The sequence below is a fragment of the Streptomyces sp. Y2F8-2 genome (assembly GCF_014905555.1).
GTDB lineage: Bacteria > Actinomycetota > Actinomycetes > Streptomycetales > Streptomycetaceae > Streptomyces > Streptomyces cynarae.
This window is the reverse complement of record NZ_BNGS01000004.1, coordinates 41,427-63,025: the sequence shown is the minus strand read 5'-3', so window position 1 is coordinate 63,025 and position 21,599 is coordinate 41,427. Positions and strand designations below refer to the sequence as shown.

Here is a 21,599-nt window from a genome sequence, read left to right as displayed (position 1 = left end):
CTCATCCACGACCGTTCGATCCGCGTCATCTTCGGTCAACGGCCGACGATGCCTGCGGAGCCGCCCGCGGCTCACCTAGGGTCGTGTGCATGACTTCGTTCCGTCCTGCCCCCGCCTGGCTGGCCGACGCCGTCTTCTACCAGATCTACCCGCAGTCGTTCGCCGACTCGAACGGCGACGGCATCGGTGACTTCCAAGGGATCACCGAGCGCCTGGACCACCTCGCGTGGCTGGGCGTGAACACCGTGTGGCTCAACCCCTGTTTCGTCTCCCCGTTCCGCGACGCCGGGTACGACGTCGCGGACTACCTGACGGTCGCGCCCCGCTACGGCTCCGCCGACGATCTCGCCGCGCTCGTCGACGAGGCGGGCCGCCGCGGCATCCGCATCCTCCTCGACCTCGTCGCCGGACACACCTCCGACGCGCACCCGTGGTTCCGGGCCTCGGCCGACGACCCGGACGACCACCGCTACATCTGGGCCCCCGAGGGCCGTCCCGAGGGCTTCGTCCCCTCCCCCGGCACCCGCCCCGGCTCCTATCTGCCGAACTTCTTCGACAGCCAGCCCGCCCTCAACTTCGGCTACGCGCGGGAGAATCCGGCCGAGCCCTGGCGGCAGCCGGTCGACGCGGAGGGCCCGCGCGCCAACCGCGCCGCACTGCGCGAGATCATGGACCACTGGCTGCGGTTCGGCATCTCCGGTTTCCGCGTCGACATGGCCGCGTCCCTCGTCAAGGACGACCCGGACAAGACGGAGACGGCCGCGATCTGGACCGAGTTGCGCCACTGGCTGGACCGGGCGCACCCGGAGGCGGTGCTGCTGTCGGAGTGGGGCGATCCGGAGGTGTCCGTCCCGGCGGGCTTCCACACGGACTTCTTCCTGCACTTCGGCGGCCCCACGAACGGTCTGCCGCTGCGGTCCCTGTGGAGCAACGGCGAGGGCACGGTGAACGCGGCCTGGGACCCTCTGGACTGCTTCTTCGACCCGAGCGGCAGGGGCTCCGCGCGCCCGTTCGTGGAGGCGTACGACAAGGCGACGACCGCGCTGGCGGGCTCCGGCTTCGTCTCCCTGCCGACCGCCAACCACGACTTCTCCCGGCTGAACTGCGGCCCGCGCACGGCCGAGCAGCTCCCGGCGGCCTTCGCGTTCCAGCTGACCTGGCCGACACTGCCGGCGATCTACTACGGCGACGAGATCGGCATGCGCTACGTCGCCGGCCTGCCCGACAAGGAGGGCAGCGTCCTCGGCCCCCGCTACAACCGGGCGGGCTCCCGCACCCCGATGCAGTGGGACGAGGGCCCGAACGCCGGCTTCTCCACGGCGCCCGAGGACCGCCTCTACCTGCCTCCGGACCCCTCCCCCGACCGCCCGACGGTGGCCGCGCAGCGCGCCGACGAAGCCTCGCTGCTGCATCTCGTACGCCGGCTGATCGCCCTGCGCAGGACCACACCGGAGTTCGGCCCGCGCGGTGCGGTGGAGGTGCTGCACACCGGATACCCGTTCGTGTACGTCCGGGGCGACCGCTTTCTCGTGGTCGTCAACCCGCGCAGAAGCGAGGCGAGTTACGGGTACTCCGCCACCGGTCGTGCGCTGGAGGTGTCGGGGGTGGAGTCGGCGGGCGGGACGATCACGGCCCGGGGATTCGGCTACGGCATCTTCGAACTCGGCGGGTAGGCGAGCCGGGCGCCCACGCGCCCGGCGATGGGCCTCGCAGAGCCGGGAACAGCGCATCGGGTCCGGAGCGCAGGTATACGCTGGCAGTGAGGGTGAGGTGAGCCCCCGTGCACTCCGTACCCGGCAGCCCCGAAGATCTCGTGCGGGCTCTCCGATCCGCCGGGATCAGGGACGAGCGGCTGCTGGAGGCCGTGCGGACGACGCCCCGGGCCCGGTTCGTCCCCGCCGCTCAGGCGGCCGCCGCCTACCGGGACACACCCGTTCCGATCGGGCAGGGGCAGGTCACCACACAGCCGTCGCTGACCGCCGCGATGATCGAGAGCCTTGAGCTGAGCGGAAGCGAGCACGTCCTCGAGGTCGGCACCGGACTCGGCTTCCAGACCGCGCTGCTCGCCCGGATGGCCGGTGACGTGGTCAGCGTCGAGATGCGGCCGGACATCGCCCGGCAGGCGCGCGGCAACCTGGCCGGGCAGGGGGTGCGGAACGTGGAGTTGCGGGTCGGTGACGGCAGCGGCGGTCTGCCCGACCGCGCCCCGTACGACGCGGTGATCGTCTCGGCCGCGTTCCCGGAGGTGCCCGAGCCGCTGGTCGCGCAGCTACGGCCCTCCGGCCGTCTCGTGCAGCCGGTCGGGCCGGGCGGCCACGAACAGGTGGTGTGCTTCGTGCGCACCGCGTCCGGGCTGGAGCAGTGGCGGATCGTGACCGCGGCCTGCTTCGTCCGGCTGCTCGGACGGTACGGCTTTCCGCAGGACGACACGGACGTCACCTGAGCGCGGAACAGATCGCGTCCCGTCCGTGTTCTCCCCGGTGGAACCGCCGAGTGCTACAGTGCGGTGAGCACTTGTGTACGCCCCGTCCGGGGCGCCGGTGCCTGTTTCTCCCCGTTCGCCGTTCCGCCCGTCGTTTTCGACCGGCGCATCGGCTTTCCGACACCACCTCGTCAGGCAGTGCGCCGTACGGCGTACCCGAGGTGCCGTTCCTCGCCGTTGCGAGGCGTGATCCTGCCGCCTCCCGGCCCCTCTCCCCTTCCCTTCCCCCTTCCTCCCGTTCCTGAAAGGCCGTCCATGACCACCACACTCGAACACCCCCCGATCCAGCAGGAGCGAACGCCTCAGACCGTCACCGGAGTCCTCGACATCGACGCCGGCGGGAAGGGGCATCTGCGTGCCGAAAACTGCCTCTCCTCACCCGCCGACCTCCCCGTTCCCCCCGCACTGATCCGCCGTCACGGGCTGCGCAAGGGCGACAGCCTCACCGGCACCCGTACCGGGCGCTCCCTCACCGAGGTCGAGCTGGTCAACGGCCGGCCCCCGGAGGAACTACGCGGCCGTCCGCACTTCCCCGACCTCACCCCGCTGCACCCGCGCGAGCGGCTGCGGCTCGAGCACCCGGCGTCGGGCCTGGGCGGACGCGTGATGGACCTCCTCTCACCCGTCGGCAAGGGCCAGCGCGGGCTGATAGTCGCCCCGCCCAAGACCGGCAAGACCGTCCTGCTCCAGCAGATCGCCGCGGCCGTCGCCGGCAACCACCCCGAGTGCCATCTGATGGTGGTACTGCTCGACGAGCGGCCCGAGGAGGTCACCGACATGCGGCGCTCGGTGCGGGGTGAGGTGTACGCCTCCACGTTCGACCGCACGCCGAAGCAGCACATCGCGCTCGCGGACATGGTCGTCGAGCGCGCCAAGCGACTGGTCGAGCAGGGTCAGGACGTCGTCGTCCTGCTGGACTCTCTGACCCGGCTGTGCCGGGCCCACAACAACGCGGCCTCCTCCGGTGGCCGCACTCTCAGCGGCGGCGTCGACGCGTCCGCCCTGCACGGTCCGAAGCGCTTCTTCGGCGCCGCCCGTCTGGCCGAGGAGGGCGGCTCACTCACCATCCTGGCCACCGCCCTGGTCGAGACCGGCTCCCGGGCCGACGAGTTCTTCTTCGAGGAGCTGAAGAGCACCGGCAACATGGAGCTGCGCCTGGACCGCGCCTTGGCCGCCCGCCGCATCCACCCGTCCGTCGACGTCGCCGCGTCCGGCACCCGGCGCGAGGAACTCCTGCTTGCCCGGAGCGAGTTGGCGGCCGTAAGAGGACTGCGGCGCGCCCTGCAGTCACAGGGGCAGCCCGCCGTGGAGACCCTGCTGGAGCGGTTGCGAGCGACGCCCGACAACGCGGCGTTCCTGCGCCAGGTCCAGCCCACACTTCCGGCCGGCTGATCCGTCCGGCCGGACACGCTCCGGCGTCAGGCATCCGGGTGCACGATCCCCCCACTCGGCCCACGCCGACCGGGCGGACGCGTGCTCACCGTTCCTACGGTGTCCGGTATGAGCATCGGATTCTCCTCTCGCGCCCTCCTCTCCTGCTGCGCTCTCGGAGCGGTCGGCATGTCGGCCCTCGCGCCGCTGCCCGCCGCCGCTCTGACGGGCACCGGCTCCGGCGCTCCCGGGCCCGCCTCGTCGCAGTCGCCGCTCCTGTACGGGCCCGGCACTCAGGTGCGGCCACGCACGGGAGCCCCCGAGGTGCCGTATGTGTCGGCGCTCTCGTGGCTGGTGGCCGACGCCGACACCGGTGACGTGCTCGCCGCGCACGACGCGCACCGTCCGCTGCCGCCCGCGAGCACCCTCAAGACCCTGTTCGCGCTCACCGTGCTGCCGGCTCTGCCCGCGGGCACCCGGCACACCGTCAGGGAGCGAGAGCTGGCGGGCGTCGGGCCCGGCAGCAGCCTCGTCGGGATCAAGGAGGGCCTCACCTACCGGGTGAGCGACCTGTGGAAGGGGGTCTTCCTGCACTCCGGCAACGACGCGGTGCATGTGCTGGCCGCGCTCAACGGCGGCGTGGAGACCACGGTCCGACGGATGCAGGCAAAGGCCCGGCAACTGGGCGCCTTCGACACCCAGGTGGTCTCGCCGGACGGCTACGACGCTCCCGGGCAGGTGTCGTCGGCATACGACCTCGCGGTGTTCGGGAGGGCCGGGCTGCACAATCCGGACTTCGCCCGGTACTGCTCCCTGGCGGAGTCGACGTTCCCCGGCGACGGCGCGTCGTACGGGATCCGCAACACCAACCGGCTGCTGACCGGCGCCGACGGCGTCGAACGCTACCCGGGGCTGATCGGCATCAAGAACGGCTACACCAGCAACGCGGGCAACACCCTCGTCGCTGCGGCCCGCCACGGCGGGCGCACCCTCGTGGTGACGGTGATGAACCCTCAGGAGGGTGGCGGGCTCACGGTCTACGAGGAGGCCCGCTCGCTGCTCGACTGGGGCTTCGACGCCGCCGGGCGGGTCGCGCCGGTCGGCTCGCTGCTGCCCGAGGGCTCCGGCGTGGCGCGCTCCGGTCCCACCGCGCTGCCGACGACGGCCCCTCGCAAGGAGGACGAAGACCCGTCCGACTGGCCGGAGGCGGGGACGCTGGCGGGCGCCGTCGGTCTGGGCACGGGCGCGGCGGTCGCGCTGGCGCTGCGGCTGCTGGGCAGACGGCGGGAGCGGGACTGACCGACCGGCAGCCCGAACAGCAGGCCGAGGGTGATCCATGTGTAGGTGTTGCTGCCGAGGAAGCCGTCGATCCCGGACGCGTCGTCGAACCACAGCCACACCACGCTGGTGCACAGCACCGCGTACAGGGCGGCCGCGGTCCGCAGCCGGCGTGCGTGCGCCAGCACCGCGAACGACGGCAGCAGCCATACCAGGTGGTGCACCCAGGTGATCGGGGAGACCAGGCAGGCGATGAGCCCGGTGAGGGCGAAGGCGGCCCACCAGTCCCCGGCGCGCAGCGCCCGGTGCGTGCGCCACGCCCACACCGCGAGGACCACGACGACGGCCAGCGCCCACGTGGCCCGGCTCGGGTCGTCCGGCGCCTCGAGCCGGGCGAGGACGCCCTGCAGGGACTGGTTGGAGACGTAGTCGAGGCGGCCGATGCGGGTGGTGTCCCAGACGGCGCTGGTCCAGTAGAAGCGGGAGGCGCCCGGCGCCGCCCACACCGCGACCAGGGTGGCGGCCCCGGCGACGGCGGTGGCGACGGCGGCGGCCCGCCATCTGCGGGCGAGCAGCAGCAGCGCGATGAACACCGCCGGGGTGAGCTTGACGGCCGCCGCGAGCCCGATACCGGCCCCCGCCCAGCGCCCGCGCCCGGTGGACAGCAGCCAGGCGTCGGCGAGCACGAGTGCCAGCAGCAGGAGGTTGACCTGCCCGAAGCTGAAGGTGTCCCGGACGGGTTCGAACAGGGCCAGCGCGCAGGCGGCCAGGCCCCAGCCGAACCAGCCGTGGCGGCCCAGCTCCCGGCCGATGAGGATCCCCACCACGGCGGCGAGGGCCGCCAGGTTGAACAGCAGGGCGAGCGCGATCGCCGTGTGCAGGCCGACGAACGCCATCGGCAGCATGCACAGCGCGGCGAACGGCGGATAGGTGAAGCCGTACGTCGTGCCCGGCACCCGGTAGTCGTAGAGGTGACCCCCGTGGTGCATCCAGGCGTCCACGGCCCCGTAGTAGACGCGCAGGTCGAACCAGCCGCGCAGCAGCGGCACGGTGGCGGTGAAGACGGTCACGGCGGCGGCGAGGCCGAGGACGAGGGCGAGCCGTCCCTTCTCGGTGCGCGGCGGTCTCACGCGGTCCGTCCCAGCACGGCTGTTTGGGCCGCCTGGTGCGCCTGCCACAGCACGACCACGGCGAGCAGGCCGCCGGAGACGGCCAGCATCACCTGGGCGAGGTCGGGCGGGCCGCCGCTCGGCAGCACGGCGAGCGCGAGGACGGCGGTGGCGGCGGCCACCCGGTGGCGTACCGAGGTGCTGGGGGCCGCGGCGGCGATGAGGAACAGTCCCCACAGGGCGTACCAGGGGCGGATGGCCGGGCCGAGGACGGCGACGACGGCGAGGCTCAGCCCGAGCGCGTAGACCGGGGCGGGCCGCAGCTTCACCCAGATGACCAGCACGGTGATGGCGGTCGCGGCGACCCCGACCGCGTGCCAGGCCGGTTCGGCGAGAGGCGCGAGGTCGCTGCCGAGACCGTCGAGCATCCGGCCCGTGACCCGGCCGAGGACGCTGGTGGGTGACCAGTTGTGCGGGGAGACGGGTGTCTTCAGGGCCGCTATCCAGCCGTACCCGGTGCCGGCGACGGCGGTGGCCGCGGCGGTGGTGGCGAACGCGACCACCGTGGTCGTCACCGTCGCCCGGACGACGCCGACGTGCCGGCGCAGCGCGATCACGGCGAGCAGGCCGAGCGCGGCGGGGGCCTTGACCAGGGCGGCGAGCGTGACCAGGACGACGCCGAGGACGTGCAGCCGGCCGCGGGCCGCGAGCAGGCCCATGCCGAGCAGGCCGAGCATGATGGCGTCGTTGTGGGCGCCGGCGACCAGGTGCAGCAGGACGAGCGGGTTGAGGGCGCCGAGCCACAGCGCGGCGGCCGGGTCGGCGCCGCAGTGCTTGGCGAGCCGTGGCAGCGCGAACGCCATCAGGGCCACTCCGAGCAGCGCGACCAGCCGCATGCCGAGCAGCCCGGCCGGGAGTTCGCCGCGGGTCAGTCCGGACAGCGCCGAGGCGACGACGAGGAAGACCGGCCCGTAGGGGGCCGCGGTGTCCCGCCACACCGGAGCCACCTCGTCCGCCAGCGGACCGCCGAGCTGGGCGGGGCCGTGGGCGTAGACGTCGAGGTGGGCGTGGACCATGGCGCCCTGGGCGAGGTAGCTGTAGACGTCCCGGCTGAACAGCGGTGGCGCCAGCAGCAGCGGCGCCGCCCAGGTGGCGAGGACGAGCAGCAGGGCCCGCGGCGTAGGCGGTTCGGGGCCGCGGACCACCCGGCCGAGCAGGGCCCAGGCGGCGATCAGCAGGACGACACCGAAGTACACCCCCACCAGCCCGAGCGCGGCGCGCCCGGACTCCGGGGAGACCAGATCCTCGACCGGCAGGGCCCCGGCGGTCTCACCGCCCAGTGCGAGAAAGGCGGTACCGGCCAGACCGAGCGCCTGGCGGCGGCGGAGATCGACGGGGAAAGCCATGGCCAACACTCGGGAAGCGTGTCAACACCGGGTGACCGGGAAGCGACGTCCGTCTCTCGCGCGGGCGGCCTGCTTGTGACCGCCGCGTGATCGACGGGCGCATGGGGGCACCGAACCCCGGTCAGAACACGGACAACCCCGTCAGGGTGGTGAAGCGGTCGAGTGCCGCGACGCCCGCGACGGAGTTGCCGCGCTCGTCGAGGCCGGGGCTCCATACGCACAGGGTGCAGCGGCCGGGCACGACCGCGATGATGCCGCCGCCGACGCCGCTCTTGCCGGGCAGGCCGACCCGGTAGGCGAAGTCGCCCGCCGCGTCGTACGTGCCGCAGGTCAGCATCACCGCGTTGACCTGCTTGGCCTGGCTGCGGGTCAGCAGCCGGGTGCCGTCGGCGCGGATGCCGTGCCGGGCCAGGAAGCCGGTGGCCAGGGCGAGGTCGGCGCAGGACGCGGTGAGGGAGCACTGCCGGAAGTACTGCTCGACCAGCACCGGCACGGGGTTGCCGATGTTGCCGTAGGACGCCATGAAATGGGCGAGGGCGGCGTTGCGGTCGCCGTGCGCGGCCTCGGAGGCGGCGACCTCCGTGTCGAAGGAGAGTCCGGGGTTGCCGCTCTCGGCGCGCAGGAAGTCGAGCAGGGTGCCGGCCGCGTCACCGGTACGGGTGTGCAGCCGGTCGGTGACGACGAGGGCGCCCGCGTTGATGAAGGGATTGCGCGGGATGCCGTTCTCGTACTCCAGTTGGACCAGCGAGTTGAACGGGTTGCCGGACGGCTCCCGGCCCACGTGCTCCCAGAGCGCGTCACCCTCGCGGGCGAGGTCGAGGGCGAGGGTGAAGACCTTGGTGATGGACTGGGTGGAGAACGGCTCCCGCCACTCCCCCACCCCGTACACCGTGCCGTCCAGTTCGGCGACGGCCATGCCGAAGCGGCGCGGGTCCAAGGCGGCGAGCGCCGGTATGTAGTCGGCGGCCCGGCCGCGACCCGGGCGCTGCTCCATCTCTTCGGCGATACGTTCCAGCACCGGCTGGAAGTTCAACGACGGGGCCATGGTCACCATCGTGCCGCTCCCTGCGACGGACCGCTCACCTGACGTACCTCGTGATCATGCGCTGGATCCTATGACGCGGCCGGGGCTCCTCGACCCGGCGGGGCGACAGCCACGGCCGCCGCCCCAGTGGCGTTCTCCCTGCTCACCGGGAAGGTCGGACCTCCGGGGAACCGCTGCCCGCGACCACCTCGGGCCGCAGCAGGGCCTGCAACCGCTCGGCCGGCAACAGGCCCTTCTCGAGCACGAGTTCGGCGACGCCGCGCCCGGTGGCGAGGGCCTCCTTGGCGATGCCGGTGGCCGCCTCGTAGCCGATGTACGGGTTGAGTGCGGTGACCAGGCCGATGGAGTTCTCCACGGCGGCCCGCAGTTCCTTCTCGTTGGCCGTGATCCCGGCGACGCACCGCTCGGCGAGGGTGAGGCAGGCGCGCTCCAGGTGCGTGATGCTCTCGGAGAGGGAGTGCAGGATGATCGGCTCGAAGGCGTTGAGCTGGAGCTGGCCGGCCTCGGCGGCCATCGTGATGGTGACGTCGTTGCCGATCACCTCGAAGGCGACCTGGTTGACGACCTCCGGGATCACCGGGTTGACCTTGCCGGGCATGATGCTCGAACCCGCCTGTACCGGCGGCAGGTTGATCTCGTTCAGCCCCGCGCGCGGCCCGGAGGACAGCAGGCGCAGGTCGTTGCAGCTCTTGGAGAGCTTGACCGCGATCCGCTTGAGGACGCCGGACATCTGGACGAAGGCGCCGCAGTCCTGGGTGGCCTCGACCAGGTTGGCGGCGGTGACCAGGGGCAGTCCGGTGATGGTGGCGAGGTGGCGGCGGGCCGCCTCGGCGTATCCGGCCGGGGCGTTGAGGCCGGTGCCGATCGCGGTGGCGCCAAGGTTGATCTCGTGGATCAGTTCGACGGCCTCCGCGAGCCGGCTGCGGTCCTCCTCGATCATGACCGCGTATGCGGAGAACTCCTGACCCAGCGTCATGGGCACCGCGTCCTGCAGCTGGGTGCGGCCCATCTTCAGCACGTCGCGGAACTCGACGGCCTTGGTCGCGAAGGCGTCCTGGAGTACGGCCATCGCCTTGAGCAGGCCGCGCACCGCGTACACGGTCGCGATCTTGACGGCGGTCGGGTAGACGTCGTTGGTGGACTGGCCGAGGTTGACGTCCTCGTTGGGGTGCAGGTGCCGGTACTCGCCCTTGGCGTGGCCCAGCAGTTCCAGCGCCCGGTTGGCGACGACCTCGTTGGCGTTCATGTTCGTCGACGTGCCCGCGCCGCCCTGGATCACGTCGACCACGAACTGGTCGTGCAGCTTGCCGTCGCGGATCTCGCGGCAGGCCTCCACGATGGCGGCGGCCTTCTTCGGCTCCAGCAGGCCGAGTTCCTCGTTGGCGAGGGCGGCGGCCTCCTTGACGGCGGCCAGGGCGTCGATCAGGTGCGGGTAGGCGGAGATCGGCGTTCCCGTGATGGGGAAGTTCTCCTTGGCGCGCAGGGTGTGGATGCCCCAGTACGCCTCGGCGGGTACGTCACGGTGGCCGAGCAGGTCGTGTTCGCTGCGGTGGGCTGCGGCGGTCATGGCGGTGCGGGCCCTCTTTCGGAGGTGGACGAAACGAGGTGGACGAGTGGGTCAGGCGCAGGTCTGACGGGTGACGGGGTCGAGGGCCCGGACCGGCCGGACGCTGCCGACGGGTTCGCCGCCGCCGAGCAGCGGCTCGCCCGCGAACTCGGTGAGCGCCGCCGGGTCGACGCCGGCGCGGGCCAGGGCCGCGGCGGCGACCGGGATCCGTGCCCGGTTCGCCCCGTCGGCGATCTTCACGGCGACGGCACGGCCGTCGGGCAGCGCGGCGACCTGGACGCCCTCGAAGCCGTCCTTGGCGAGCAGCCCGGGCACGGCCCGCATCAGCGCGGCGACGTCGCGCCCGGAGCCGGAGGCCATCTCGGCGTGCTCGCGCACGGCGTCCGCCACCCGTGCCTCCGGGGTGCCGGCCGGCGCGGTGGTGATGCGGGCCGCCGCACGGGCGAGCCCGTGCAGCGAGACGGAGAACAGCGGCGCGCCGCAGCCGTCGACGGTCACCCGGGCGATCGCCTGGCCGGTGAGGTCCTCGACGATCTCGGCGATGGCCTGCTGGAGGGGGTGGGCCGGGTCGAGATAGTCCTTCATCGGCCAGCCGTTGAGCTTGCAGGTGTACAGCATGGCCGCGTGCTTGCCGGAGCAGTTCTGGGCGAGCCGGGAGGGCAGGCGGCCCTCCCGGATCCAGTCGTCGCGCACGACCGGGTCGTACGGCAGGTCCGGGATGTTGCCGAGATCGTCCTCGGTGACACCGGCCAGCTCCAGGATCCGCCGGGTGCCTGCCAGATGCCGTTCCTCGCCGGAGTGGCTGGCCGCGGTCAGCGACAGCAGCTCCCCGTCGAGCGGAAGCCCGGCGCGCACCATGGCCACCGCCTGCACGGGCTTGAGGGCCGAGCGCGGGTAGAAGGCGGCCTCGACGTCACCGAGTTGCAGTTCCACTCTGCCGTCGGCGTCGAGGACGACGACCGAGCCGTAGTGGATGCCTTCGATGACGCCGCCCCGGACGAGGTGGGCGATCGGTGCGTGCAGGGGCTCCCGGATCACAGGAGCCTCGGCGACCGGACTTCCGTACAACACTGCGTGGTTCACACATTCACCTTGGGGGATTTACTGCGGCCGGCCCGGCCGCGGACGCCGAACCAGCCGGCGACGAGGGCGGCGACGATCAGCGGCAGGCACAGCACGGTGGTGCGGCCCGCGCCGCCGTCGGCGTACATCAGGACGAACACGGAGGCGAGGAAGCCGAGTGTGACGATCTCGGTCCACGGGGAGCCGGGCAGGCGGTAGCCGGGGCGGGACAGTTCGCCCCTCTGCGTCTTCCGCCAGAAGAGCAGGTGACAGAGCATGATCATGCCCCAGGTGGACAGGATGCCGATCGCCGCGAAGTTGAGCACGATCTCGAACGCGTCCGCCGGGACGACGAAGTTGAGCCCGACCCCGAGGACGCAGATCCCGCTGGTGAGCAGGATGCCGCCGTACGGGACCTGGCTGCGGCTCATCACGCTCGTGAACCTGGGCGCCGAGCCCGACATGGCCATGGAGCGCAGGATGCGGCCGGTGGAGTACAGGCCGGAGTTGAGCGAGGACATGGCCGCGGTGAGGACGACGAGGTTCATCACGCCGCCGGCTGCCGGGACGCCGATGTTGGACAGGACCGTGACGAAGGGGCTCTCGCCGGCGGAGTACTTGTTCCAGGGCAGCAGCATCGAGAGCAGGACGACCGAGCCGACGTAGAACAGGCCGACGCGCCACATGATCGAGTTGATCGCCCTCGGCATGATCTTCTCGGGGCTCTCGGTCTCGCCCGCGGCGACGCCGACCAACTCCACGGAGGCGTAGGCGAAGACGACACCCTGGATGATCAGCAGCATCGGCAGGACACCGTTGGGGAAGACGCCGCCGTGGTCGGTGATCAGGGACGGGCCGGGGGTGCTGCCGTCGACCTTGTGCTGGGTGACCAGCAGGAAGATGGCGATCGCCATGAAGACCACGAGGGCGCCGACCTTGACGATGGCGAACCAGAACTCCAGTTCGCCGAAGATCTTCACCGAGATCAGGTTCACCGTGAGGACCACGGCCAGGGCTATGAGCGCGATCACCCACTGCGGAATGTCGGAGAACATGCCCCAGTAGTGGGTGTAGGTGGCCACGGCGGTGATGTCGGCGATGCCGGTGGTCGCCCAGTTGAGGAAGTACATCCAGCCCGCGGTGTACGCGCCCTTCTCGCCGAGGAATTCCCGGGCGTACGACACGAAGGCGCCGGAGGACGGCCGGTACAGGACGAGTTCGCCGAGTGCGCGCACCACCAGGAAGGCGAAGACGCCGCAGATCGCGTACGCGACGAAGAGGGAGGGGCCGGCGTCGGCGAGGCGGCCGCCGGCGCCGAGGAAGAGGCCGGTGCCGATGGCCCCGCCGATGGCGATCATGTTGACGTGCCGGGACTTCAGGGACTTGCTGTAGCCCGCGTCTCCGGCGTCGACGTGACCGGACGATGGGCGCGTCTCTTCTTTGAGGTGCTGTTCGCTCACGCCTCTGGTCCGCCTTCCGTGGGGAGATCCGTGCGCCGGGGGCGCAGGATGTCGGTGAGGGTCGTCTCGACGCGGTCGATGTGGTGGGCCATGGCCGCCACCGCGTCGTCTTCGGAACCGTCCATCAGCGCCTCGACGATCGCCCGGTGCTCCCGGTTGGACTGCTCGCGCCGGCCGCCCAGTTCGTTGAGGAAGGCCGACTGACGCGCCAGTGCGTCGCGGATCTCCTCGATGACCCGGCGGAAGACCGGGTTCTGGGCGGCCTCGGCCACGGCGAGGTGGAAGAGGGTGTCCATCGCGACCCACGCGGTGGTGTCCGTCTCCCGCTCCATCCGGTCCAGCAGATGGACCAGGTGGTCCAGGTTCTCCGGGGTGCGGCGCAGTGCCGCGTACCCGGCGACCGGGATCTCGATGTGACGACGCACCTCCAGCAGGTCGCTCGCCGCGTAGTCGCCGAAGGTCGGGTCCTCGACCGCGTTGGCGACGACGAAGGTGCCCTTTCCGGTCCGCGAGACGGTCAGCCCCATCGTCTGCAGGGCCCGCAGGGCCTCACGCAGCACGGGGCGGCTGACCTCGAGGGTGCGGCACAGCTCGGCCTCGGAGGGGAGCTTGTCACCGATCGCGTACTCGCCGCGCTCGATGGCGCCGCGGAGGTGGGTGAGGACCGCTTCCATCGCGCTGACGCGCCGCGGCCCCGGGCCACCTGTCTGGCTGTCTGACAGGTTCACGGGGGTTGATCCTCCGGGTTACGGGACGGGACTGTCAAGGGGCGGAGTAAGGAAACTTTCAGGGGGCCGGGACGCCTGAATATCGGCTTCCCGACCCCCGATGATCAGCGGTGATCAGCTCGTGCGCTGCTCCCAGGACGGACCTGGTCAGCTGAGCACACCGGTCGCGAGCAGGCCGAGGAGCGCCACGCCGACCACGATCCGGTAGATCACGAAGGCGTTGAAGGAGTGCTTGGCGACGAACTTCAGCAGCCACGCGATCGAGGCGTAGGCGACCACGAACGACACGATCGTACCGACGGCCAGCGGCGCGGCGCCCACCCCCGTACCCAGGGCGTCCTTCAGCTCGTAGATGCCGGCGCCGGTGAGGGCCGGGATGCCCAGGAAGAAGGAGAGGCGGGTGGCGGCCACCCGGTCGAGGTCGAGGATGAGCGCGGTGGACATGGTGGCGCCGGAGCGGGAGAAGCCCGGGAAGAGCAGGGCGAGGATCTGCGAGCTGCCGACCAGCATCGCGTCCTTGAAGGAGGTGTCGTCCTCGCCGCGCTTGTGCCGGCCCATCTGGTCCGCGCACCACATCACGCCACTGCCGACGATCAGCGAGCCGGCCACCACCCACAGCGAGGCGAGCGGCCCGTCGATGAGCGGCTTCGCCGCCAGACCGACCAGGACGATCGGGATCGTCGCGGCGATGACCCACCAGGCGAACTTGTAGTCGTGGTGATACCGCTCCCGCTTGTTGAACAGGCCCCGGAACCAGGCGGAGACGATCCGCACGATGTCCTTGAAGAAGTACAGGAGCACGGCCGCGATCGCGCCGACCTGGATGACGGCCGAGAAACCGACGACGGCCTGGTCGTCGACGGGGATCCCCATCAGCCCCTCGGTGATCTTGAGATGGCCGGTCGAGGACACGGGGAGGAATTCGGTCAATCCCTCGACGACTCCGAGGACGGCGGCCTGACCGACGTTGATGACGCTCATGGGATCCAGTTCTGAGGAGTTGGTCGACAGTGCTGTAGACGGTGGTGCTGGGAAATTTGTACTACGCGCGGGTGACGGCCGCCGACTAGGGCCACACGGCCTGGGCGAGCGAAACCCCGGCAAAAGCCGCACCGAGGCCCGCCGTCACGCTTGCGACGACGTTGACGGCAGCGTAGAACCCCGCGCCGGTCTCGGTAAGCCGCAGTGTCTCGTACGAGAACGTCGAGTACGTGGTCAGCGCCCCGCACAGGCCCGTGCCGAGCAGGAGCTGCAGGTGCGGCGAGGCATGGCCGGACGCGGCGGCGCCGGTCAGCAGGCCGAGGACGAGGCAGCCCGTGACGTTGACCACCAGGGTGCCCCAGGGAAAGACCGTGTCGTGCTTGAGCTGCACCGCGCGGTCGGTCAGGTAACGCAGGGGTGCGCCGACCACGGCACCGAGGATCACCAGCAGCCAATTCACAACGTGTTCTCACCTTTCCCTCGTCCGGTGCCCCCGCGTCCGGCGTACCGGATGACCTCGCAGTCGTCGAGCGTCACGAGTCCTTCTGTGACGAGTTCGTCGAGCTGGGGCAGGAAGGCACGGACGTGCTCCTCCGTGTCGACGATCACGACGGCGACGGGCAGGTCCTCGCTCAGCGACAGCAGCCTCGAGGTGTGGATCAGCGACGAGGCGCCGAAGCCCTCGATGCCGCGGAAGACGCTCGCGCCCGCGAGACCCGCGGCATGCGCCCGGTGCACGATCTCGCTGTAGAGGGGCTTGTGGTGCCATGTGTCGTGCTCGCCGATGAAGACGGTCAGCCTGAGGGCCCTGCCGGTGAGTCGTGTCATGGCCGCCTCCACGGGCGCCGGTCGGTGGTGTCGTTCATCGCTGCCGCCACGCAAGGACGCGACGGACGGTCGTCATCGCGAGCCAGACCGAGGCGAGGGCCCCGAGGAGCGTCGCGAACAGATACGCGAGTGCGGTGCGCGGATGGCCCGCGTCGACCAGCCTCTGGATGTCGACGGCGTACGTCGAGAAGGTGGTGAAGCCGCCTAGCACGCCGGTGCCGAAGAAGGGCCGCACCAGCCGGTGGGCCGCCCACACATCGGTGATCACGACCATGAAGACGCCGATCACGGCACAGCCGACGAGGTTGACACCGAAGGTGGTCCAGGGGAATCCCCCGGTTCGTGCGGACCACAGCAGCGAGGCCCCGTAGCGGGCCGTGGCGCCGATGGCGCCGCCGAGGGCGACGACCGCGACCACGGGTCCCTGTCCGTGCCACGGGGACGGCCGCAGCGCCGGTTCGCGCGGTGCGGCACCGGTGGTGTCGGCGCTCTTGGGGTGCGGGACTGACATGGACGTACTTCTCCTACTCGCCGGGGCCCTGCCGGACGGGCACGCTCATCGCAAGTAGGGACCGTTGGCGGCGGCACTGCCGCGGTTCGGGTACGGCGGGCCCCACCGCCGCGCCGCGGGACATGATCGCGGCCGGGGAACAGGTTACCTCCGGGCGCGGCGGCCGCGCACACGCGGGTCATCAGCCGGGGTCGTCGGGCAGCTCGCACACGGCGATGCCGCGTTCCCAGACGCTGCCGAGGACCAGACGGCCGTCGGCGACGCAGGCGCTGGTGGACATGCGGAAGCCGGAGGGACGGTGGACCAGGTGCCGTCGGACCCGGCCGTCGTCGTCGACCGCGAGGACGCCGGCCATGGCCGCCGGGCGGTACGGGGCGCGCACCGCGAGCCGGCCGGCGGCGCGACGCACGGGCGGGGCGGCGCGGTGCAGCAGGTCCAGGACGGGGACGTGCGGTCCGGCGAGGGCGACCCAGATCGGCCCGTCGGGTCCTTCGCGCCAGAGGTTGTCCGGCATCCCCGGGAGGTCCTCGAGGAATGGTTCGGCGCGCCCGGAACGCGGTCCGGCCAGCCAGTAGCGGCTGAGGCGTCGGGCTCCGGTCTCGGCGACGACGAGGAAGGACTCGTCCTTCGAGGGCGCGAGGCCGTTGGCGAACTGGAGCCCGTCCAGGAGCACCTCGGGTTCCCCGGCGCCTGGTGCGAGGCGCAGCAGCCGCCCCGTTGCGGTGTGCTCGACGATGTCGCCGATCCACTGCTCGAAGGGGTAGGGGCGGCTGGACACGGTGAAGTACAGCGTGCCGTCGGAGAGGGCGACGACGTTGCTGCAGAACCGCAGGGGCTCCCCCGCCACCGAGTCGGCGAGGACCCGTACGGTGCCGTCCTCGAGGTGGATCCGCAGCAGTCCGCGGTGCGCGTCGCAGACCAACAGGTCGCCGTCGGGGAGGAGTTCGAGGCCGAGGGGGCGGCCACCGGTCTCGGCGAGCACCTCGACGCGGGTACGGGCCGGGTCGGCGAGTCCGTCGAGGCGCAGGATGCGGCCGCCCTCGACACCGGTGAGCACCCGCCCGCGCCGGTCGACGACGACGTCCTCGGGACCCCGGCCGCCGATGGTGACGTAGCCGAGCGGAACAAGAGCCGTGGGACGGTCCATGCGTGCCTGCCCTTCACTGCGAAGACGGTTCATCCTCGCAGGGGGTACCCGCAGGCGCCCGCTCTCTTTCGGACCCGTGCGAGGGCGCGGTCCGCCCACGCGCACACCCGTGGGTCAGGACGTCACGCCCGCCGTTCCCCGCGCTCTGCCGTGCAACGTCAGGTAGAAGAGCTGCAGGGAGTCCTCGGGGCCGCCCAGTTCAAAGCGGTTGAAGACCTTGCCGAGGGGGTTCCAGACCCGCCCGTCCGGCATGCGTACGCCGACCGACTGCCCGAAGTAGGCGCGCTGCTCGGCGTCGAAGTCCACCCACACCGCCCCCGCGCGGCGCACGAGCACCTCACCGACGTACGCGCCCAGCGCCAACAGCGTCCCGGACATCCGCTTCCGGTCGGCTCCACCCTTGCGCAGGCCGTCGACCATGAAGTCGACGACGCGCAGGCTGGCCACGGAGTAGTCCAACGGCAACCGGTTGCGGGCAGTGACGCGCGTGACGAAGACAGCCGCATACGGCCGCATCTCGTTCGCGTACGGCCCGCGTTCGTCCCCCTGGCCCATCGGAACCCGTCCTTTACTCAGCTCCGGGGAACGCCAACCGAACCCCTCCTGCTGGTCAAGCGCGTGCCAAGTCGCGAACATCACGGGTCTCACGCGTGGCGAAGGACACACAGGAAGCCCGCAGCGGGCGTACAACCTTTTCACTCCCGTGCACGTCCGCCGCCGCCTCGTGGAAGAGCGATGCCGCCGAGACGAAAGCGGTCCAACCTGGGGCGCCGCAACAACGTGTTGCTGCGAGGTGCAGACGGGCCGCACCGTGGCGTCGGTGCGCCGCAGGGTCCCCCACACGTGCCGGACTCATACAGGGCTTGCGTCTCGGGGGACGTGGCGAATGTCCGGGGACGCGGGATCGTAATTCGGCATCCCCCGAGGGAGCACGGGAGCGAGGGCCGCGAGGACTGCGTTCCCTGCGTCGTCGGTGAATCCGGCTACGGCCTCGCGCGACTGCAGCAAGGCCCCCCGCTCAAGTGGGACGACTCGAGTGAACGCCCCTGTCGCACGGAGGGCGTTTACACCCTCGAGGTGGCAGACACGTCCTGTTCCAGCGGCTGACGAGAACGGCCTCCATCACCCGGTACTCGACAGCAAGACCCCCGACGACCCTGCGTTCCTCTTGATCTCCCGGCAGGGGCGTGGCCCCGAGCGACGACGGCTCGCCAGGGTATCTGGCGAGCCGTCGCGCTGCTGGTCGTGGGCTTCAGCCGCTAGGGCTGCGGCAGCTCACTGAAGAAGGGGCGGTCGGGCGCGAAGTTACGGGAGCAGATGGCCATTTCCTCGCCCTTGAGATACGCCAACATCCATTCGTTGAATGTCATGGCGTACTCGTAGTACCCGGACTCGTCGTGCTCGATGACTCCGATGGCCCATTGATCCGAGTCATCCCGCGGCACCCTGAAGTAGACCGCCTCTCCCGAAGCCGAGCTCCCCCAGGGGAAGAGCTCGCCGGGACCGGTACCGAACGGATGTGGAGGCAAATCTTCTTCTGGGAAGTCAGCCCAATTGCCCGGCTCTTCCCTGATCGCCTCACCCAGGTTGTACCACACCGTCGCAGGGTGGAACACGGTCAGCTGATTGTTGATCAGCACTGCGCCGTAGGCGTCCACGAACTTCCGGTAGCCCTCCGGAAACTGTATTCCCAGATCCCGCTCGAGGCTGGTCCACGGCTGTGGATCGGTCCACAGGAAGCGCGGCTCGCCCAGCAGCTCGCGCAGGTCATCGAAGGTAGCCTTCACGTGCACGTCGTACCTCCCCGGTGACGGCATCGTCGAGTACCAGGTCCACCGCTCGGTCTACCAGACGTTCACCCCGTCGGACGCCACGCTGGTGGCGCCGGGCGCGACGGGGCGTATCGGTTGCCGGTGAACGGATCCGCGCCGAGGTTAGTGTCGGCGAGGGCCCCCATGTACATGTCGCGGGTCGTGAAGCTGCAGTGCACCGGATCGGATCCGAGGATGGTGTACGTGTAGTCGATGCTCGTCGGGACGCCGGAGTTGGGAAACCGCCTGCTGACCGCCGGCACCGGCGCCTCGACCGTCAACTACAACTACGATCCGTTCGGCCGCCGTGGACGGGTTGGTGTATGCCGACCAGTTCAGCTCCGCGCCGGTGTCGTGGATCGTCGTCGGCGGGTTCAGCTCCACGGTTACGCGGCGGGGCGCCGAAGGTTCGTCCGGCCACCCCGGCGCCTAACGCGTAACCAAAGCACGTCGAAGGAGACCGCGAAGGCAGAGAGGCCTCGCTGCGCATCGCGTTCATCGCGGGCGGCGCGTTCGGACGGGCCACCTGCCGCAGCACAGTTCACGGGGCCGCTGGCTGCGAGGGCCGACCGCAGACCGGGCTTCGGACGTTCGGTGACTCACCAGCCCTTCTCGAACATCCGCGCCACCTCGGCGACCCGAACCTCATCGCGGCGGTAGAGAGTGCGGCGGCGGATTCTCGTCGTGCGGAGGATGCCGATGGCGGCCAGGAGGCGCAGGTCGGACTCCGCGACGCAGCGGGGTACGCCGAGTTTCGAGGCGATGGCGGCCGCGGTCACGCCGTCCTCGGCGAGGTCGGTGTCCTGCTGGGGCGGGAAGTGGGCTCCCGGGTCCTTCAGCCACTCCAGGATCCGCAGCCGCCTGTCGCCGGCGGGTCTCTTCAGCATCTCGTCCCTTCCGTACCGCCCTCTGGTCCCACTCTGCCGTGACGGACGGCGCGGGGCCGAGGCCCGATCGGGCCGAACTCACAAGGGCCGAACGGCCCCTTGTACGCGCGGGGCCCCGGCCGCACACGCGGCCGGGGCCCTGGCTTCCCCGTGGTTCGGCGGGGTTTCAGCGGTGGCTGAACCAGCTCATCGCCGGGGTCGCCTTGTTGTCGTAGTCGAAGAGGGCCAGGTTCTCCCATCCGTTGCCGGAGGACGGGTCGGTCGCGTCCCAGCCGTTGCCGGTGACCGCGGTCCAGGTGGCCTCCCAGTAGAAGACGCCGAGGCCGCGGCCGTTCGGCACGGCCTCCACGATGTTCAGCACGTCCCGCAGCCAGGCGGCCTGCCCGGCCGTGGTCGCCGGGTAGCCGTTCACCAGCTCACCGGTGGTGTCGATCTGGTTGGTCAGCGAGTCCTTGCTGTCCAACCGGAAGGGGTAGGCCGTCTCCGCGACGAACACCGGCTTGCCGTAGCGGGAGGCGGCGTCGTCGACGGTGCTCTGGAAGTCGGAGAGCGGGCCGTGCCAGTAGCCGTAGTACGACAGGCCGATGGCGTCGAACTTCACTCCGTTCGCCACAGCGTTGTCGAACCACCATTCCGTGCCCGACTTGTCACCGCCCTTGGCGAGGTGGAGCGCCACGACGGTGGACGAGGAGACCGCCTTGGCGGCGGTGTAACCGGAGTTGAGCAGGCCGGCGAGTTGGGACCTGTGGTCCGTGGAGCCCTCGGACCACAGGATGCCGCCGTTGATCTCGTTGCCGATCTGCACCATGTCGGCCGTCGTGCCCTGGGCTTTGAGGGCGTTCAGGACGTCGTAGGTGTGGTTGTAGACGTCCGTCTTCAGCCGGCTGTACGAGTGGCCCGCCCACGCGGCCGGCTTGGTCTGCGTGCCCGGGTCGGCCCAGGTGTCCGAGTAGTGGAAGTCGACGAGGAGCCTCATGCCCTGCGCCTTGATGCGCTTGGCCATGGCGAGGACGTGCGTCTTGTTGTTGTAGCCGTCGGCCGGGTTCACCCAGACCTTCAGGCGCGCGTAGTTCATCCCGGCGGACTTGAGGATGGCCAGTGCGTCACCCGTCGCGCCGGAGTTCGTCCTGTAGACACCCCCGAGCGCCTCGCTCTTCGCCAGGGATGAGATGTCGGCGCCCTTGACACGAGATGGTCCGCGTCCTGCTGGCGCAGATCGGCGGCGAGGACCCGGCGGCGGTGATCCTGCCGACGGAGCTGGTGAAACGCGAGTCGACGTGACCTCACGGTCGCACGGGCGCGTCGCTCGGCCACCTAGGGTCTTTCGTTTGGATCAGGCCGGATCAGGGAGCGGGGCCTGGTGCCACGAGCCCGGCATGATCCGAACGAGAGGCCCCAGCCGTCGGCGCTCTCGTGCGACCGGTCAGTTTTGGAGAAGCCGTGCGTCACTCCCCCTCCGTAGCGTGGGAGCACCGGCGAACGACGCCGGCCCGCCCACCGCAAGGAGCACACCATGACCACGGGCCTGCAGACCATCATCTACCCCGTCAAGGACCTGGCCGCCGCCAAGTCGATGTTCAGCGCCCTGCTGAAGACGGAGCCGTACGTGGACGAGTCCTACTACGTGGGGTTCCGGGTCGCCGGCCAGGACGTCGGGCTGGACCCGAACGGGCACGCCAAGGGCCTGACCGGGCCGGCGCCCTTCTGGCACGTGTCCGACATCGAGGCCCGGCTCGGGGCGCTGGTGGACGCCGGGGCCGAGGTGCTTCAGGACCTCCAGGACGTCGGCGGCGGCAGGCTGATCGCCTCGGTGAAGGACGCGGATGGCAACCTCGTGGGCCTCCTCCAGGACCCGGCCGCGTAGGTTTCGCCCTGCGTGAAGTGCTTGCACACACACTATTTGCAAGGTAAATAAACGGGGGCTTT

General features: G+C 70.9%; 19 protein-coding genes and 2 pseudogenes. 5 read left to right on the top strand and 16 right to left on the bottom strand.

The genetic code is table 11. The features are described 5' to 3' along the window. The first annotated feature begins 89 nt into the window (after positions 1 to 89). The 4 genes and pseudogenes from SY2F82_RS14700 to SY2F82_RS14685 form a co-directional block, all read left to right on the top strand. Complete coding sequence (locus tag SY2F82_RS14700; RefSeq protein WP_200419511.1) at positions 90 to 1,673, top strand: alpha-amylase family glycosyl hydrolase; 1,584 nt, start codon at positions 90 to 92, stop codon at positions 1,671 to 1,673. 107 nt (positions 1,674 to 1,780) lie between these two features. Next, a complete protein-coding gene (locus SY2F82_RS14695) occupies positions 1,781 to 2,443 on the top strand; it encodes a protein-L-isoaspartate(D-aspartate) O-methyltransferase (protein ID WP_200419510.1) in 663 nt (220 codons plus the stop codon). Positions 2,444 to 2,737: 294 nt separating this feature from the next. Next, positions 2,738 to 3,874, top strand: a complete 1,137-nt coding sequence (rho, locus tag SY2F82_RS14690; RefSeq protein ID WP_200419509.1) for a transcription termination factor Rho — start codon at positions 2,738 to 2,740, stop codon at positions 3,872 to 3,874. 108 nt (positions 3,875 to 3,982) lie between these two features. Further along, positions 3,983 to 4,855 (top strand): annotated as a pseudogene (locus SY2F82_RS14685) (D-alanyl-D-alanine carboxypeptidase family protein); the annotation flags it as partial. 35 nt (positions 4,856 to 4,890) lie between these two features. On the opposite strand, the gene SY2F82_RS39695 reads toward SY2F82_RS14685, so the two are convergent. The 16 genes and pseudogenes from SY2F82_RS39695 to SY2F82_RS14610 form a co-directional block, all read right to left on the bottom strand. After that, positions 4,891 to 6,261, bottom strand: a complete 1,371-nt coding sequence (locus SY2F82_RS39695; protein WP_308437767.1) for a glycosyltransferase 87 family protein — start codon at positions 6,259 to 6,261, stop codon at positions 4,891 to 4,893. Beyond that, on the bottom strand, positions 6,258 to 7,646 hold the full coding sequence (mptB, locus tag SY2F82_RS14680) for a polyprenol phosphomannose-dependent alpha 1,6 mannosyltransferase MptB (protein WP_200419507.1): 1,389 nt from the start codon (positions 7,644 to 7,646) through the stop codon (positions 6,258 to 6,260). The genes SY2F82_RS39695 and mptB overlap by 4 nt, the downstream gene beginning before the upstream one ends. 121 nt (positions 7,647 to 7,767) lie before the next feature. Then, positions 7,768 to 8,700, bottom strand: coding sequence for a glutaminase (locus tag SY2F82_RS14675; protein ID WP_200419506.1), 933 nt, complete (start codon positions 8,698 to 8,700; stop codon positions 7,768 to 7,770). A 133-nt stretch (positions 8,701 to 8,833) separates the two neighbouring features. Further along, a complete protein-coding gene (gene aspA, locus SY2F82_RS14670; RefSeq protein ID WP_200419505.1) occupies positions 8,834 to 10,258 on the bottom strand; it encodes an aspartate ammonia-lyase in 1,425 nt (474 codons plus the stop codon). A gap of 51 nt (positions 10,259 to 10,309) precedes the next feature. Beyond that, positions 10,310 to 11,326, bottom strand: coding sequence for an asparaginase (locus tag SY2F82_RS14665; RefSeq protein WP_200420013.1), 1,017 nt, complete (start codon positions 11,324 to 11,326; stop codon positions 10,310 to 10,312). An 11-nt stretch (positions 11,327 to 11,337) separates the two neighbouring features. Then, positions 11,338 to 12,780, bottom strand: a complete 1,443-nt coding sequence (locus SY2F82_RS14660; RefSeq protein ID WP_200419504.1) for an amino acid permease — start codon at positions 12,778 to 12,780, stop codon at positions 11,338 to 11,340. Then, the gene (locus SY2F82_RS14655; protein ID WP_200420012.1) at positions 12,777 to 13,454 is read right to left on the bottom strand and encodes a FadR/GntR family transcriptional regulator; all 678 of its coding nucleotides are present in this window, start codon (positions 13,452 to 13,454) and stop codon (positions 12,777 to 12,779) included. Before SY2F82_RS14655 ends, SY2F82_RS14660 begins: the two co-directional genes overlap by 4 nt. 201 nt (positions 13,455 to 13,655) lie before the next feature. Continuing rightward, positions 13,656 to 14,489, bottom strand: coding sequence for an undecaprenyl-diphosphate phosphatase (locus SY2F82_RS14650; protein ID WP_200419503.1), 834 nt, complete (start codon positions 14,487 to 14,489; stop codon positions 13,656 to 13,658). 85 nt (positions 14,490 to 14,574) lie between these two features. Then, positions 14,575 to 14,949: a fluoride efflux transporter CrcB gene (crcB, locus tag SY2F82_RS14645; protein WP_200419502.1), complete on the bottom strand. Its 375-nt coding sequence runs from the start codon at positions 14,947 to 14,949 to the stop codon at positions 14,575 to 14,577. Next, positions 14,946 to 15,317, bottom strand: a complete 372-nt coding sequence (locus SY2F82_RS14640; protein WP_200419501.1) for a DUF190 domain-containing protein — start codon at positions 15,315 to 15,317, stop codon at positions 14,946 to 14,948. Before SY2F82_RS14640 ends, crcB (SY2F82_RS14645) begins: the two co-directional genes overlap by 4 nt. Positions 15,318 to 15,351: 34 nt before the next feature. After that, the gene (crcB, locus tag SY2F82_RS14635) at positions 15,352 to 15,828 is read right to left on the bottom strand and encodes a fluoride efflux transporter CrcB (protein WP_200419500.1); all 477 of its coding nucleotides are present in this window, start codon (positions 15,826 to 15,828) and stop codon (positions 15,352 to 15,354) included. A 181-nt stretch (positions 15,829 to 16,009) separates the two neighbouring features. Beyond that, positions 16,010 to 16,975 (bottom strand): SMP-30/gluconolactonase/LRE family protein, encoded by a 966-nt coding sequence (locus SY2F82_RS14630; protein WP_200419499.1) that lies wholly within the window; start codon positions 16,973 to 16,975, stop codon positions 16,010 to 16,012. Between the two features lie 114 nt (positions 16,976 to 17,089). Next, a complete protein-coding gene (locus tag SY2F82_RS14625) occupies positions 17,090 to 17,530 on the bottom strand; it encodes a hypothetical protein (protein ID WP_200419498.1) in 441 nt (146 codons plus the stop codon). 704 nt (positions 17,531 to 18,234) lie between these two features. After that, entirely contained in the window at positions 18,235 to 18,762 is a 528-nt protein-coding gene (locus SY2F82_RS14620; RefSeq protein WP_200419497.1) for an SMI1/KNR4 family protein, read from the bottom strand. 623 nt (positions 18,763 to 19,385) lie between these two features. Next, on the bottom strand, positions 19,386 to 19,673 hold the full coding sequence (locus SY2F82_RS14615) for an ArsR family transcriptional regulator (protein WP_200419496.1): 288 nt from the start codon (positions 19,671 to 19,673) through the stop codon (positions 19,386 to 19,388). Between the two features lie 166 nt (positions 19,674 to 19,839). Beyond that, positions 19,840 to 20,859, bottom strand: a pseudogene (locus SY2F82_RS14610) (arabinogalactan endo-beta-1,4-galactanase); the annotation flags it as partial. Positions 20,860 to 21,186: 327 nt separating this feature from the next. Between SY2F82_RS14610 and SY2F82_RS14605 the strand changes: the two are divergent. Next, positions 21,187 to 21,537 carry a VOC family protein gene (locus SY2F82_RS14605; RefSeq protein WP_200419495.1) on the top strand — a complete coding sequence of 117 codons (351 nt, stop codon included), beginning with the start codon at positions 21,187 to 21,189 and terminating at the stop codon, positions 21,535 to 21,537. Positions 21,538 to 21,599: the final 62 nt, after the last annotated feature.